Origin of the sequence: Burkholderia sp. 22088, from assembly GCF_052045915.1 — a bacterium.
Classification (GTDB): domain Bacteria; phylum Pseudomonadota; class Gammaproteobacteria; order Burkholderiales; family Burkholderiaceae; genus Burkholderia; species Burkholderia cepacia.
Window position 1 is genome coordinate 59,336 of sequence record NZ_JBQEPY010000003.1, and the last position, 15,677, is coordinate 75,012.

At 61.1% G+C, this 15,677-nt stretch carries 6 protein-coding genes and 1 tRNA gene; 1 reads left to right on the top strand and 6 read right to left on the bottom strand.

Going from position 1 to position 15,677, the window contains the following annotated elements:
• Nucleotides 1–453: 453 nt before the first annotated feature.
• Nucleotides 454–6,009 (bottom strand): ATP-binding protein, encoded by a 5,556-nt coding sequence (locus ACTJLD_RS06150; RefSeq protein ID WP_440658320.1) that lies wholly within the window; start codon nucleotides 6,007–6,009, stop codon nucleotides 454–456.
• A 4-nt stretch (nucleotides 6,010–6,013) separates the two neighbouring features.
• Nucleotides 6,014–6,454, bottom strand: coding sequence for a hypothetical protein (locus ACTJLD_RS06155; protein ID WP_440658322.1), 441 nt, complete (start codon nucleotides 6,452–6,454; stop codon nucleotides 6,014–6,016).
• Between the two features lie 655 nt (nucleotides 6,455–7,109).
• Here ACTJLD_RS06155 and ACTJLD_RS06160 point away from each other — a divergent pair.
• Complete coding sequence (locus ACTJLD_RS06160) at nucleotides 7,110–10,757, top strand: hypothetical protein (RefSeq protein WP_440658324.1); 3,648 nt, start codon at nucleotides 7,110–7,112, stop codon at nucleotides 10,755–10,757.
• Nucleotides 10,758–10,770: 13 nt separating this feature from the next.
• Here ACTJLD_RS06160 and ACTJLD_RS06165 read toward each other — a convergent pair.
• The 4 genes from ACTJLD_RS06165 to selA form a co-directional block, all read right to left on the bottom strand.
• Nucleotides 10,771–11,912 (bottom strand): IS3 family transposase gene (locus tag ACTJLD_RS06165; RefSeq protein ID WP_126365725.1). Its coding sequence is split into 2 segments (ribosomal slippage): nucleotides 10,771–11,660 and nucleotides 11,660–11,912, totalling 1,143 coding nucleotides; the frame shifts between segments, so codons are not numbered across the junction.
• A gap of 225 nt (nucleotides 11,913–12,137) precedes the next feature.
• Nucleotides 12,138–12,233: transfer RNA gene (locus ACTJLD_RS06170), tRNA-Sec, on the bottom strand.
• Between the two features lie 31 nt (nucleotides 12,234–12,264).
• Entirely contained in the window at nucleotides 12,265–14,190 is a 1,926-nt protein-coding gene (gene selB / locus ACTJLD_RS06175) for a selenocysteine-specific translation elongation factor (RefSeq protein WP_060083454.1), read from the bottom strand.
• Entirely contained in the window at nucleotides 14,187–15,626 is a 1,440-nt protein-coding gene (gene selA / locus ACTJLD_RS06180; protein ID WP_027791168.1) for an L-seryl-tRNA(Sec) selenium transferase, read from the bottom strand. The genes selB and selA overlap by 4 nt, the downstream gene beginning before the upstream one ends.
• Nucleotides 15,627–15,677 lie beyond the last annotated feature (51 nt).

Genomic DNA, 15,677 nt, shown 5'->3' on the forward strand with positions numbered 1-15,677 from the left:
GCGGCGAGAGACCAGAACCTGGCACACATGGCGCTTCCGATCCAGTCGTCGTGGCGCAACCCCAAATCCCACTTGATCGCCAATCGTGGCGACAGAGCCCATGCGAGGCGGCGGTCCGCCCAGTCGTTTCGCGCCAATACCGTAAGCAATATAAAAGTGTCCCACTTGGCCCAAATTCGTGCACGGCCGAGGCATATCGGCGCTTCGTGCTTATACCAGTTCATCTTTGAAATAGCTGCATGGCGTTAACCGGGTCGTGGCGACGATGCCCCGGAAACAGACGTGGAGATGCGTGCGTCATCCCGCGTATCACGGGCCAACTAGGACTGGTAACGCTGTTCGACGCGACGGCCAGTAGGAAATGGGTGATCGCCAGTTGATACCTCGGGCTCGCCGCCGACCTCTCGACGCGACCGGCCTGCTCAGGAAAGCAGGCCTATGATCATGAAGCGGTTAAGCTGCGTGCCACCAAAGACGGCAATGCACCAGATCGGTCAATATGTCCGCCATCTCGTCGACACCGTAAGCTGCGGCGAACAGTGGCGCGAGCGCCTCGAGCATCGCGTCGATCTGGCTACGACTCGACACGCCCATGCAATCGACGAGACAGCAGAGCGCCGCCTGCGCCGCCTCATGCCATCGTTCGACCCCGGAGTTAGCATACAGCGCGAGTACGGCAAACGCAAAATCGCGTTTGGCCGGGCTATCTTCGGCTTCTTCCAAAAGCAGGATAGCCTGCTGGGGGTTATCGGCAGCAGGCGCCCCGAGAATATCGATAAACAACCTCTTGCGGCCGCCGTCGTCTGCCCACTTGCTGCTAAGCGCGAATACGCTTTCGATACTTTGCGGAGACAGCCTGATCGCCGACGCCAATAGTCCATCGGGAACGCTGTCTCCGAGGGTCGCGCACTTGACAATTTCACGCGCGAACGCAACACCGTCCAGTTCCAATGCCAGGTAACCAAATGGCGCTCGTCGCCGCTCCGGGATATTGACAAACAGCCGTTCAGCCCCCTCGATAAGCGAATTGGTTCTCGTCATCGGCGCAGCAAACCAGCGGCTGACAAGGTCGGCCTCGATTCCCCATCTCATTCGGTCGGCGATGCGTGTGAAGACGGCCCTGTTCCACTCCGCCCGCGAATTACCGCCGCGCATGGCCCGGAGGATTATCACCGACGCCTTTGCCCGCACCGGAGCGTCCCGAATGCCCAACGTCAATATCAAACCTTCGATCATCACGTCTGTTGGAGCATGCGAACACCATTCGGCGAATGCCGAGGCCAAAGGCGAATCATTCCGGGAGATCAGATGGTCGGCCATCGACTTGAGCAGCCATTCCCACATATCCAACGAAATGCGCGACAGCCGGCTGGCGAACCTCGATTCGTCGATCTTTGCGTCCTCGCGATCCTTCTGCTCTTCGGCGACAGCGATCCGTGCCGTGATGATCAAACGAAGCATGGTCTCGGACTCGACACGCTCGACATGTTCCGTCATGCACGAGATTGAACCTAACTCATCGAGGCTAAGACGCGTTGAAGCAGCGTGCAAGGCAAGCGCCGATTGCTCGACCAGCGAGAACATCCCTAACCCGGCAAACGTTCGTGCATTGGCGTCTACCGTCTCAGTCACCGCTTTATAAAAGCCTGTCGACTCCTGGTAGACCAGTCCAATCAGTTCCTCTTCAATCGACCGGCAGCGATTGCCGGCACACGCGCGTGCTAGCGCGGCAGCGCCACGCGCCAGTGCAACTGGCACAAGATGATTCGGTATGTTCTCTAGCGTCCAGCGCAGCCATTCGCTCCGGCCTATATGGCTGTACTCGTCCAGCCCAAACGCCGGATGAACGTCGGGCTGTGATTTCACGTATCCGACATGCTCTACATCCAACCAGGACAGGATCTGGAATGTCCGTTCATCGACACACCAACGGCTCGCGCGATCCAGCACCGCCTCGAACGTTTCAGCATCCATAAAGTTAGCTATGAAACAGAGAACAGGCTCCGTCAGCACATAGCCGTCCGACTCGAGCACGTCGAGCCAGGAACGAGCGCCCTCATTGTGCCAGCGCCGAAAAAGTTCGAAAGCAGTCGCGTATTGCTCATCGACAACGTGATACTCGAGGAATCGCAGCAACGCCCACCGCGTCGAATGCGATGAAGTCGCCGCCATCCGGCGCGCGACTGTCTCGATCGATTTCGCATCCAGATGGGGCACGCGACCGATGAGCGCGACGAGACTGCTTTCGTCGATGTACCGCACAAAACGCCGCCCCACGTTCTCATCGCAAAGTTTGCCGTCGCGATCGAACAGAAGTCGAACCCAACTCTCGGACTCGTCCTCCCCGCAAACGCTGTCGACCTTCTCGAACAACTTAGTCGCGTGGGCCGCCTGCAGCAATCCGGTTTCACCCAATGCAACGAGGCATTGCATGGTCTGCCTGCTTCGTAGCAGTGAATCGGGCAGGACGCCCAGCAATGAATCCAAGGATTCCTCATCACTCTGCTCAAGCAGCAATTCCTCCACCCGTATGCTCGACACTAAAGTGGCGACGCGCGAAACGAAGCTCCGCAATCGCTTGACCGAATCCTCCAGACGCGGACACTTGCGCGGCGACAGCACAGCCGCAAGCATGCCTCGTGCAATGTGCCTTACGATGATGTCGCGGCCGCTAAAATCGAACGATTCCCCGTGCAGGAAAGGACTGGCATCGAGCAACTTCACCACGTCGTCGCGAGACGCAAGCGTTCTAGCCGCAATATCCAGTTCATCTGTCCGGATCCTCGCTCCCTGTCCGAGCCGCAGCTTGACCAGCTCCTCCGCCAGTTCCGGCCGTGCGGTACTCAAAGCATTGAGCAAAGGTGCGATCTCAACGAGCGACGCGTATCCGGACTCTCTCCTCCAGTTGACGATTTGCGATCGCGGCAGTAGCGTTATAAACGCTATCTCCATCCGGATCCGTAGTTCCACCAGCCGCTCAGGAATCAGGCCCAAAAGAAAATCGGCATCCGCGGGCTCAATCCATCGACCGAGCCATTCCCCAATGCTGACTATCTCCGTTTCGCGCAGACTACGGTTCCTGAATTGAGGCAGCAACACAGCCAACGCATCGCGCCGCATCGCATGGTCCACGTGGCAGAATACATCGCTAAAAGCTTCGGCGCGATACAGCGGATCGTTGATCGTCTGCGCGACAGCAAAACATGCTTCGGGGTTCGCTCCATGCCTGACCAGCAGCCTTAGCATATAGGCGCGCCACGGTTCGCTCCACGACGATACAACCGCGCCGACATAATCGCTTCCGCCTGCAAAAACAGACGGCTCAAGGAGCCAGTGAAACACTGTCATGAAAGGAGAGGTCCGATCGGCATTGAGTTCGTCAACTGCATCTCGCACTTGCGCGCGAACCGACACGTGCCGGAGCTGCACGGCCGCCGTCAGAACCGCCTCACTGACCTTGCCCTCACTCTCTTCCGCTACGCACGCCACGAGCCAGTGGCAAACGGTCGAACCAAGTGGATTACCCGCCAGTGTATCCAGTCCGGCGAATGCTGCCGGCAGTTGGCGCCCCCTGACCCGGACGCGGCTGATACCGATCTCGCACAGCGAATCGCACACCAGATCCGTGTTTGCGGCAACCGTCCCGACGACCAGAGCAAGAAGGGGCCGGCCGCTACCCAGCCATCCGCGACCGGCCGCGACAACCCGCTCATCCTGTGCGACCGCGGTGCCAGCAATCCGTAGCACCCGTTCACATTCCGACGGATACTCCACCGCTTCGAGTACCGAAACCCACCAATCGACCGGTGCCTCGATGGCTTGCCGCTCGAACAGGTCGAGCGCGACGCTTAGCACCGACACCGCGCGTAGCTTTTCGATACTGTTACGCAGATTCCCATGCGCAAGCTCCAGAAGCGACAACCGTGCAAGGGCGGTGCTCTTGTCACGTGCGCTCGCGGACGGCAAACCCAGGTAGCCCTCCAACTCTTTTGCGATTGCTTCGCGCTGCGCAGCACCCGCATGGGCCATCAGCGCACAGCACGCCTGTATGCGCATATCTGCGGCATCGAGCGAACGAGCTAAATCTCTTGCGAACAGCCAGTTTTGCGAGTCATCGCCCAGAAACGGCGCGATTGACACGAGAATGTCTCTACGCCGGAGCAGATCCAGACCGAGTCGCGCCTCGGCCAGTGCGCGCTTCGTCGTCCAAATGCCTTTCTCGCACAGTGCGCAGACGACACCCACGGGCAAATTGTCTGCCCGCTGCTTGAACGACGCCAACAGATACCGGCCGAACAGCTCATCGCGGGTCGGCGTGCCTCCAGTCTCGCGGCGGCGCTTTGCGAGAGAAACAACCCATTCGCCAACGTTTGCAGCAAACCCCTCCGTGTTGCCGATTGCTGCGTTTTCCGCAAACCAGACCGGCTCGGAGAGCGTGGCTTGCGCCGAAAACCAAGGCAGTTCCAGGTGATCCGCCGGATAGCTTCCCGCGAACGGTCGCTCGACCACGACACGTCGTTGCATGCGCAAAACCGTACCGACCCTTTTCGGACGGGCACTGTTCAGGATGTGACCGATCAAGTGATTGATGCCATAAAGATAGAGGCCCGCGTCGCGCAGGTTCTCGCGTGCTTGCTCATCTTGCTCGCGGCCCGCATGCGCCTCAATCGAAAACAGCGCAAGAAATAGACGCGCTATGCGCTCATTGGCTTCACGGGTTGCATTCAATAGTTCGCGTGCGATGGCGCGTTCACCCGTCGTGAGTTCGTCGTGCGGGTAACTGCCGTTGAGAAACTCGCGCAGACTTGCGTGATATAGACGGTATTTCGCCGCTTCGCCGCTGACGGAGCCGCTCGCAATGACGAACGGTGCCCAAGTAGTCTCCAGCAGGCGCGTGACCGAGTATTCGTCGGCAACAAGAGGCGCCGGCCACATGGCGAGGATTTGCGCGACCGAAACATCTTCACGCGCGCTCGCCAGCAAGCCCAGCAACGGCAACGCAAGCGTGCGCCATTCATCGAGGTTGGCGTCTCGCCATGAGGCCCAGTGCTGTCCATAGTATTGCCAGATACCGTTCGGCAGGCCGTCCAAATCGAGCGGTGTCTTGAGCCCGGCTTCGATCTCAGCGACCACGTAATACAGATAGATCCACACGCCGCGGCTGATGGACAGCATACGCTCGACAAAGGCCTCGCAGCTAACCTGAAGCGCATCCAGCGAAGCCTTGGTACTCGGGTGTGACGACGCACACCTCACGTATTCGACGATATCGGCTTGATTCCTCGGATCGGAATTGTCCAGTTGAAATACTCTACGCGGAACGTTGCAAGCCCAGAAGACTGGCACGGGACGCATTGAAGCGACGATGTAAACATTGTCGGGAAGTACGGACGGCAGGCCAAGGACATTCTGGCGGTTAGGCGTTCCCGCCTCGTCGAGCGCATCGATGACCAACACGATCGGCTCGCCATGCGATATGCGATCGCGTGCCAACGCGGCATCGAACAGCAGGCGCTGCAAAAAATCTGGACGCGTCGCAAGACCCGGCAAGACCTCGTCAAGGAGCAGTGCGGGGAGTTCGTATCTTCCGATCAGTTGTGCCGCGATATTACGTAGCGCGGCAGCAACGCCGTCTGCACCCGGTGTGAGCTCACAAAAGTGACTCAGGTAGCCACGAGCGTGAACCAGATTAGCGAGCAAGGCCGACTTCCCCATACCGGCCATCGCCTCGATGACGAACACACCCGACGGCGTTGATGCCATGAATCGATCGAGTTCGTCGGTTACCCAGCGGCGTCCGACGAACCGGTCGAGATTGACCCGCCGGAAAACCGACCGTGGATCAATGACCGCGTCGGCTGGTCGCATCACCGTCGCGGCCTGCGCAAAGAATACGTTCGTACCGACAACAAGCGTGCTGCCGGTCACATCGCCCTCAACTGCTATAGTGTGCCTCTGCGCGACCGTCGGTGACGGATTCGACTTCTCGCCGGCATGGTCACCTTGCATGGCGTCAACGGCTTCCGCCCTGAACATTGACGTCCCTGCCGATGATCAGCGTCGAGCTATCGACGTTTCCACCGACGTGGATGTGCGCCTGCTGCACGTTTTGAGCTCGGGCTGACATGGCACGCTCCAGTTCCGCGACCATCGTTCCGAGATCCTGCGCCAGAGCCGGGTCGCTCTTGACGGCTGCCCCAACGATCATCCTGAACGCCGCCAAACTGTCGCGATCCTCGGGGTTCGCAGCCAATTGATCGACGATGGCTTTCGACGTGTCGTCCTTCTGCACGCGCGGTGACAACCGCTTCCATAGGCCGACCAATCCGTCCCAAGCTTCGCCAGCCGCTTTCTTGCCGAGCTCGGATGCACCGTCTTTGGCGGCGTCAATCAACAATGGCAACACGGGCGCAATCCACGACGTCACGGTCCCGATCAACGTATTCGCATCCACAGTTCGCTCCCGCTGTAGCTTATATGCACTAGGGTATCGGATATTTCACATCAACGCACTACGACGTCGGTACTACCCCTGACTTTGCAAACCACCCTCCCGCTCTAACGCAAGTCAGCATCGTTTTCAGGTCCTCGACCCATTGAGCAGCACTTTGCTGAGCTGTTTTGCACAGCTAGTCACGGGATGCGACCGCACAAGCCAATCATCGAAGGATACTGGGGTGCCCCCTTAGGGCAAACCAGCGCATTTGGGGGGCCTCAAACCCATCCACCGGCGCCCTCAACGCTGCCAAACAGCATAGGCGCATACCACGACACCCTCCTCCAGGCCAACTTTCACAGTTCTGTGGAGGACCGTCATATTTGACGCTAACGAACGCGGGCGTTGACTACCCCTAGGTTGGGTCGTCATCGTGGATCGAGCCCGGATGCATGCAAACTGCCAAGGTCACAAAAAATCGTTGACTGGAACGCAAAACCCCCTGTGTACCGTGGAAGTTATACTCCTTATAGACAGAGGGCGGTCACTGGAATCCCCTGTGCCGAATAGTTTCCACAGGCTATCGCGAATTCGACCATAGATCGCCCGACTTCTCGGCGTTTTCAAAGAACCAGATTCCTGGCTGAGATCGCCGGGTAGACAAAGCAACCGCATGCACCCGACAACCGGATCCGAAGATTCCCTCCCGCCGTCGCCATACTACGATGGGCAACGACTTCCACTCAGCTCGCTCAGCCCTCCGCAATTCGAGAGTTTTGTCTTCGCCTGTTTTCTAAAAATTCAGCGTGAGACAGGCATAAAGATCACGGGCAAACCATCCGGTTCCGGCGATGCCGGATTCGACGTCGAGGGAGAATCCGTAGCAACCCAACGGACCGTTTGCCTTCAGTGCAAACGACTGCAAAGTCCACTGGGTACTGCCCAGGTCGCTGAAGAACTGGCCAAGGTTGCCGCAACGTCGACGCTCGATGGTTCCAACATCGGGGTTCACCAATTCCTCTGCTCGTCCAGCATAAGCCAGACCCTGCGTAGGCAAATTCGCGAACATTCCCGCCAGCAGCTCATCGACGCGGCTTCGGCAAAGCTGATGGACGACGGACTCAAGCAGCTGGCGCGCTTGCGCGGGCGTCTTGAAGCGGTAGGTCGAGATCCCCGAGAGGTAGTCGAACAGTACGTGCGACAACTCGACCAACTTGTCGTATGGGGCGCAGACGAATTCGATGCTGCGCTTTCGTCAAACTGGATCGAGCTGCAAGATGTCGTCGAGCAACATTTTAAAGTGGCGACCGTCGTTCGAGAGCATCCAAGGGCGACCTTCAACCGGTCACGGTATCTTGCGACTCATCGCAATTTCGCGGTGGTTGTAGAGCCCCGGATTCGCAATACGGCCTTGCCGGAAGGCCTCGCCACGTCCTCTGCAGCCGATCCCCGGCCATACGGCACCATGTCAACGCACACGCTGAAGTCACTGGACGACATACGCCAGATGGACGACGGCGAGTTGGCCATCATTCTCGGCGACGGCGGCATCGGAAAAACTGCTGCACTCTCCCTTCTCCGCGCCAATACGGCACGAGAGTCATCCGACTCGATGCTTGCCGTGGTGATCAGCTTGGCGAACTATCTGCCGGGAAGTATCAACGCCACCATTCATCAGGAACTCGGCGTAGTTCATGGAAACTGGCAAACGCTTCCGGACAGGATATTGCTGCTTTGTGACGGATTGAATGAATGCCCCGCCCCACACATGCAGGCCTTCCTGAATGAGCTGAAGCCCCTGCTCGATCGCAATCGCGTCGTCTGCGTCATCGCAACCCGCGATTCCAGCCGGCGCAGCCGGCTGGTGTTGCCGAAGACGCCGTCTGCCTGCGTACAGCTTGAGGACCTCACCCCGATGGGAGTTCGTCGCCTCGCCCAGGCGGAGCTCCCCAATGATGAAGCCAGCGAATTTGTTCGCGCATACAGAGCTTTGTCGGACCGGTCTGGATCCCCACATTTCTGGACGCCGTTTGCCGTCCTAGCTGCGATCGGACTATGGCGCGAGGCGGCAGAACTGCCTGCAACTCTGGGCGAGATTTTGCAGGCACTGCTCCTGGGCCGCTGCAGGCGAAACAACGAGCTAGGGGACGAACTGGCCCCCGACGTTATCCTGCAACTAGCCGGCGCGTTAGCTTTTCACGGGATCTTTCACGACGGACGACTGGAGTGCCCGGCGACTCAGGCCGGCAAATGGATCGGGCAAGCGAGACAGTTGTGCTCTGACGCACTCGGCGTTTCGGACATGAAGGATACCGAGGTCGTTAATCTGCTCATCCAGCACGAACTTCTCCGCAAAACAGAGAATGGCCACCTCCATTTCGGACATCAGTTGATCGCTGGTGCACTCTCAGCCCGGTTCCTCGCTCGTAACTGGAGACAACATGGGCAAACTCTCGGAGAATCAGTTGCCGATGATGCGTGGGTTTTCGCAGCACAGCTGGTCCCGGATGGAGAACGGATTGATTTTCTGAAAGCCATTTTCGAGGCTGACGTAGTACTCGGATCACAAGCTGCCCTAGAAATGCCGCGGGAAATTCAGGCCAGCGCAGAACAATGGCTCCTCTACTCCGTTGCTCCGCAACATCCTGAGGTCGCGCGAGCCCGTGCGCTGCATGGGCTCGCGAATCTCAAATCAGAGAATGCGATCGGAAAGCTTCGCCAGCTTGCCATCGATAAACGCGATCCCGTCCACTATGCTGCGCGCAGGGCACTTTCAGCGAGTGGCGATGTTGCTTTCCTTCGCGCCTTGCTGGTTGAAATGGACCGTATCAAGTCAACGCCGATCACAATGACCGGAGGTAACGTAGCAGTATGGGAATGCGCCCCGCTTCCGGTCCGCCTGGACCTGGCAAGACAACGGCTGATCGAATCGTCACCCGGTGACCTGGTGGCGGAATCCCTGTTCCACGTCGCCTACGAACGCGATGCCGATGACGAAGAAATCGTGGTACGCCATCTCGATGCGGCATCCGATCTGGGGACGTGGCAGGTTGCCCTGTTCGCGCTCCAGCAAATCGCCCCACAGCGCGCAACCGAGAAGGCCAACGCGGCAATATCAGCCGAATTATCGATCACCGGAAAAGCCAACCTGATCCGGTCGGCGACATCGGCTGGAATTGAGATCGACGTATCTCTGGCATTTGCGTGTGCGACCGCAGACCTTTCCGATGTGGAAGCTTCCACGGAGTCCAATTTTCATCTCAGCCAGTTGATCGACGACGTACTTCGAAAAAAGATGCTCCCACCGGAGCTCGTCGAACAGGTGGAGAAAAAACTCCCCCCGAGCCTCGGCGAGCGCCGACTACGTTTATGGCAATTAGCTGCGCAATGCCCCAGTCTCATGCTCGCGAAATACTCGCTTGAATGTATCAGACAGTGGGGCGACGACGCAGGCTCGGCATGTGCGTTCTTCCTCGAACAACACAAGCTGCGCAATGAGTATGCCGACGAACTGTTGACCGCGTGCGAAACCGGTTTACGCTCGGAGCTTGACTGGCATTGCTGGCGAACAGAACGGGCACTTAAGTTGGTTGCAGAACTTGGATTCAGCGCAGATGTGGTCGAGCTGCTTTCTGCCGCAATCAGGCGTCTCTCTCGAGTGAGAGAAGTCGTCGAACGTGAGAGCGTTCACGAGCTTGACTTGGTTGAGCAAAATATCGCCAGCAAGATTTCGGCTAGCACTCCCCGGCATGGTTTCGAGTATCTTGTGTCGTCGCTCATACCCGCCGCCGCACTCGCGCGAAAGCTTCTCCCAAAGGAGCTCCTGCTCTCGTTTCTGTACTACGACACGCATTCGATCGCATACGTGCGGGATGATTTCCGGGCGATATTTTCCGACCTAGATGACCAAGAAATTGACACTATCCTAGTAGCGGTCACGGATGAGTGGACATTGTTGTCGGGCCTGCTCGCATTGAGTATCCGCCCGGCAACCCCTGTTCGCATCAATCTCTTGCGGCGTTGTTTGGAATCGGGCTACATGCACCCCGCTAAACTCCATCTTATCGAGCAAGCAATAGACGCATGTTGGAATGACGGGATCCTAGTCATGGTGACCGACGTCATTGCTCGAATCGAGGACTGGCCCGAAGCAGCGGCAAATCTGTTCTGGTCATTTGTACGGATGGTAGCCCGCCACTTGGGCGCCGGTGACGTCGCGGTGCTTGAGCAGGCGCTCGCCCGAGCTGTTACGCCCTTTGCGCGTCGGATCCTGACCATCTGGCGCGATGGTGTTTCCAGAGGCGAATTTAAGCTACCCTGACCCTGAACCAGAATTAGTCCCGGTCGGAAGTGGAGATTTCCGGCTTGGTTGAGTTGTCAGGCGAGGCGGATTCCCTTGCCTGACGGGCGAATTCGGCGGGCGTCATCCACTGCAATGCGGAGTGGGGACGAACCTCGTTATAGTACGTGCGCCAGTCGTCGATTTTGCTCTGCGCGTCGGCCAATGACAAGAACCAATGCGCGTTCAGACATTCTTGCCGGAAGCGCCCGTTGAAGCTTTCGACCTTGGCGTTGTCAGTAGGCGTGCCCGGCCGGCTGAAATCCAGTTCAACGCCATGTTCATACGCCCAGCGATCCATTGCCTTCGAGATGAACTCGCTGCCGTTGTCGACCTTGATCGTGGCAGGGTGCCCGCGCATGGCGGTGATACGCGTCAGCGCTTCAACCACATGCTCTCCCTTCAGGCTTTGTCCAACCTCGATGGCCAGGCATTCCCGTGTGTAGTTGTCGACGATGGTCAGAGTCCGAAGGCGTCGCCCATCGAACAGGGCATCTGCAACGAAATCCATGCTCCAGATTTCGTTGATCGCGGTCACGATATGCTTGGGCTGTCGCAGCCGAGCCGATTTGTTACGTCGTGGCCGCTTATGCCGCAGTGAAAGGCCCTCCGCCCGATACAGCCTGTAGACGCGCTTGCAGTTATCTCGCCAGCCTTCCCGTCGCAGGACCACGTGAACGCGCCGATACCCATAGTGCACGCGCGTGGCGGTGATTTCCTTGATACGCATGAGCAGCGCCGACGAATCACGCGCAACCGACTGATACCGATACAGCGAACGAGACATGCCAAACAACGCGCAAGTCTTCGTCAGGCTGGTTCGATAGCGATCACGCAATTCATCGATCAACATGCGCCGACGGGCAGGCTTCAGAGCTTTTTTGCGAGTACGTCCTGCAGCATGGCCTTGTCCAGGCTCAGGTCCGCCACAAGCCGCTTCAGCTTCGCGTTTTCTTCTTCGAGCTGGCGCAAGCGGCGCAGCTCAGAAGGCCCCAACCCTCCGAATTTCTTCTTCCAGTTGTAGAAAGTCGCCTCGCTTATTCCGAGTTTGCGGCAGATCTCCTCGACCTTCGTACCCAGCTCGGCTTGCTTCAGGGCGAATGCGATCTGCTCTTCCGTAAACTTGCTCGTCTTCATGGCATGGCCTTCGTGTCCGCTTGGACACATCATGCCGAATTTCTCAACTTTTGCACCGGACTATTTCTTGGGTCAGGGTCAACCCATGTCGCTACCCATCCTTCGTGTAGAAATTGTGCGGGACCTGGGGGAAGCGGCAATCATCCTGTTACCCACAAATCGCTTTGGAATCAGAGGCCTATGGGGCACCCAAAGAAGTCGACGGAACGACCGGGACGCCTTGACTGGCGGAAGGCAGCAGGAGTCGAACCTACCCGGGAGTGTCTGACACCCCCAACTGGATTTGAAGTCCAGCCGTACCACCGGATACGAATGCCTTCCGTCGTGGGAAAAAACAAAGAACAACGAGCGCCTACGCCTGAATACCCGCCCAACCGCTGTCAGGCCGCAGGAAGTGGAGATCGCGGTGGAAGCGAGTATACCCAACCCGATCGAAGAACTCGAGAATCTGGATCGCACGCTTGCGGCCGAGCCCCGTCGCGTCGCGGAACGTCGCGGCATCGAGCCCGCCGTCGCGCGACGGCGCGAGATGCGCAACCAGTTCCGCGAGTTCGCGCACGACGTCCGCGTGATAGAACAGGTCGCGCACGACCTGGTGCACGTCGCCGCGCCGTGCGAGCTTGCGCAGCAAGGTGCGCACCGCGTCCTCGGCCGCCCCCGTGTCGCGGGCCAGGTCGCGCACCCACGGCGGATCGAAGCGCCCCGCATGAATCAGCGGCAGCAGTTGCTGCGCCAGCGCTTCCTCGCGCGGCTCGAGGCTCACCGAATGCGACGGCAGGTGCAGCCACGGCCCGCTTCGGGCCACTTCGCCGCCGGTCACCAGCGCATCGACGAGCGCGCGCCACAGCGCATCGCCGGCGAGCGGCGCCGCCATCCGACGCAGCCGCGCGGCGTCGAGCCCCTGCTCGTCAGGCATGCGCTCGTGATACGCGCGCAGCGTATCGATCGCCCGCGTCTGCAGCGCACGCCAGTGCGCATGCGCAATCACCGCGCCGTCATTCGACGCGGCATCGCGCTGCCCGATCGCCAGCGCGTCATCCGGCAACACCAGCGCGTTCGGCGCAAAACCCGTCAGATGCGTGAGCATCGCGCGCGGGACGCCGAGCGGCGCCTGCGCGAGCAGCGCATCGAGACGTCCTGCGTCGAGCCATTCGGCCAGCGCGTCGAGCCACGCGCGGCGCTGGGGCGTACGACGCTTGCGCGCCGGCCCGAACGGGTCGAGCACGCGGCCGCCGCCGACCGTGCGCGTCGCCTGCGGATTGCGGACGATGAACCGGTCACCCGGCAACGCAAACACCGGCTCGTCGAATACCAGTTGCACGCGCATCCGCTGGCCGGCCGCAAGCGTATCGCCGTCGAGCAACGCGACATGCGCGACGCGATGCAGCGTGCCGAGATGCACGTGCAGCGGTGCCCAGTGCGTGAGCGTCAGCCCCGCATCTGCGAGCAGCGTCAATTCGACGTCGAGACGCGGCGACGTCGCGACGAGCCGCGCATCGGCCACGGTATCGCCGCGCTCGACATCGGCCTTGTCGACCCCGGCCAGATTCAGTGCGCAACGCTCACCCGCGCGGCCGGCCTCGACCGGCCGGTTCTGCGCATGGATGCTGCGCACGCGCGCCGCGCCGCCCGTGCGCACGATCGCGAGCGTATCGCCGGTCGCGACGCGGCCCGCGAACGCGGTGCCCGTCACGACGGTGCCCTGCCCCGTGAGCGTAAACACACGATCGACCGCGAGCCGGAACAGCCCGTCGTCGCGGCGTGCACGCCACGCGATCGCCGCATCGGCCAGGTGACGTTTCAACGCGGCGACACCCGGATCGTCCACGGCCGTCGCCCGCGTTTCGAAGATCGGCACGCCGGCCAGCGTCGAATCGTTCAGCCACGCGGCGATCTCGTCGCGCACCTCGGCCACGCGCGCGGCGTCGACGCGATCGCACTTCGTCAGCGCGACGGCGCCATGCGTGACGCCGAGCAGTTGCAGGATCGCGAGATGCTCGCGCGTCTGCGGCATCACGCCGTCGTCGGCGGCAATCACGAGCAGCGCGAAGTCGATCCCGCACGCGCCGGCCGCCATCGTGTGAATCAGCTTCTCGTGGCCCGGCACGTCGATCAGGCCGAGCACGTCGCCGTTGTCGAGCGGCGTATACGCATAACCGAGTTCGATCGAGATGCCGCGCGCCTTCTCTTCCTTCAGGCGATCGGTATCGACGCCCGTCAGCGCGCGCACCAGCGTCGTCTTGCCGTGGTCGATGTGTCCGGCGGTACCGACGATCATGCAGCGGGCCCCGCGAGCGGCACGCATTGCGCGATGAACGCCGCCTCGTCGGCCGCTTCGAGGCAGCGCAGGTCGAGCCGCAGCGCGTTGTCGGCCACGCGGCCGATCACCGGGCGCGGCCATTCGCGCAGCCGCTTCTCGAGCTGCGCGAGCGCGCGGCCGCCGCGCTTGCCGTCCGCCGTGCGCACGACGAGCCCGGCGCTCGGCAGCTGGTCGACCGGCAGCGCACCGCTGCCGATCTGGCTGAACATCGGCTCGACCGCTACGTCGAAACCGCCGCCGAGCGCGGCCTGCAGCGCCGGACGCACGCGTTCGGCGGCCTCGGCGATCTCGCCGTGCGGGCGCGTCAGCAGGCGCAGTGTCGTGAGCCGGTCGCGCAGGAACTCGGGGGACTGGTAGAGGCGCAGCACGGGTTCGAGCGCCGCGAGCGTCAGCTTGCCGACGCGCAGCGCGCGCTTGAGCGGATGTTTCTTGATCTTCGCGATCAGCGCGCGATCGCCGACGATCAGGCCGGCCTGCGGCCCGCCAAGCAGCTTGTCGCCGCTGAACGTGACAACGTTTGCGCCGGCGGCCACGGTTTCCTGCACGGTCGTCTCGTGCGGCAGGCCCCATTGCGTCAGGTCGGCGAGCGTGCCGCTGCCGAGATCGACGGCGACCGGCAGCCCATGCTCGCGCGCGAGCGGCGCGAGTTCGGCGAGCGACGTCTCCTTCGTGAAGCCGCTGATCGCGTAGTTGCTGCAATGCACCTTCATCAGCAGCGCGGTGCGCGGGCCGATCGCCTCCGCGTAGTCGCGCAGATGGGTGCGGTTGGTCGTGCCGACTTCGCGCAGCCTGGCGCCGGCGCGGCTCATGATGTCGGGGATGCGGAATGCGCCGCCGATCTCGACCAGCTCGCCGCGCGACACGACGACTTCCCGCTTCGTCGCCAGCGCCGACAGCGCCAGCAGCACGGCCGCCGCGTTGTTGTTGACGACGGTCGCGGCTTCCGCGCCCGTCAGTTCGCACAGCAGATCGTCGATCAGGTCGTCGCGATCGCCGCGGCGGCCCGTGGCGAGGTCGAATTCGAGGTTGACGGGGCGCGTGAGCGCGTCGACCACCGCGCGCACCGCGTCGTCGGGCAACAGCGCGCGCCCGAGGTTCGTGTGCAGCACGGTGCCGGTCAGGTTGAACACGGTGCGCACCGCGCCCGCGCTCTGCGCGGCCAGCGCGCGCGCGACGGCCGCGGCGATGCGCGGTTCGTCGAGCGGTTCGGCCCCCGCCGGATCGTGCTGCGCGGCGGTACGCCAGCGTTCGAGCTCCGCGCGCACCGCGTTCAGCACGCGCGTGCGGCCGTAGTCGGCGAGCAGCGGTTGCAGCGGCGCCGACGACAGCACGCGCTCGACCGACGGCACACGCGCCAGCACGGCATTCAGTTCATTCAAACCGGGTTCGGTCACGTCGTGGTGGCTCCAGTCTCATGCTTCGCAGTCGGCCGGCGCCGGCGCTCG

Coding starts and splice junctions, on each gene's coding strand:
- selB (WP_060083454.1), bottom strand. CDS start 14,190: ATGATCGTCGGTACCGCCGGACACATCGACCACGGCAAGACGACGCTG.
- ACTJLD_RS06160 (WP_440658324.1), top strand. CDS start 7,110: ATGCACCCGACAACCGGATCCGAAGATTCCCTCCCGCCGTCGCCATAC.
- ACTJLD_RS06150 (WP_440658320.1), bottom strand. CDS start 6,009: ATGCAAGGTGACCATGCCGGCGAGAAGTCGAATCCGTCACCGACGGTC.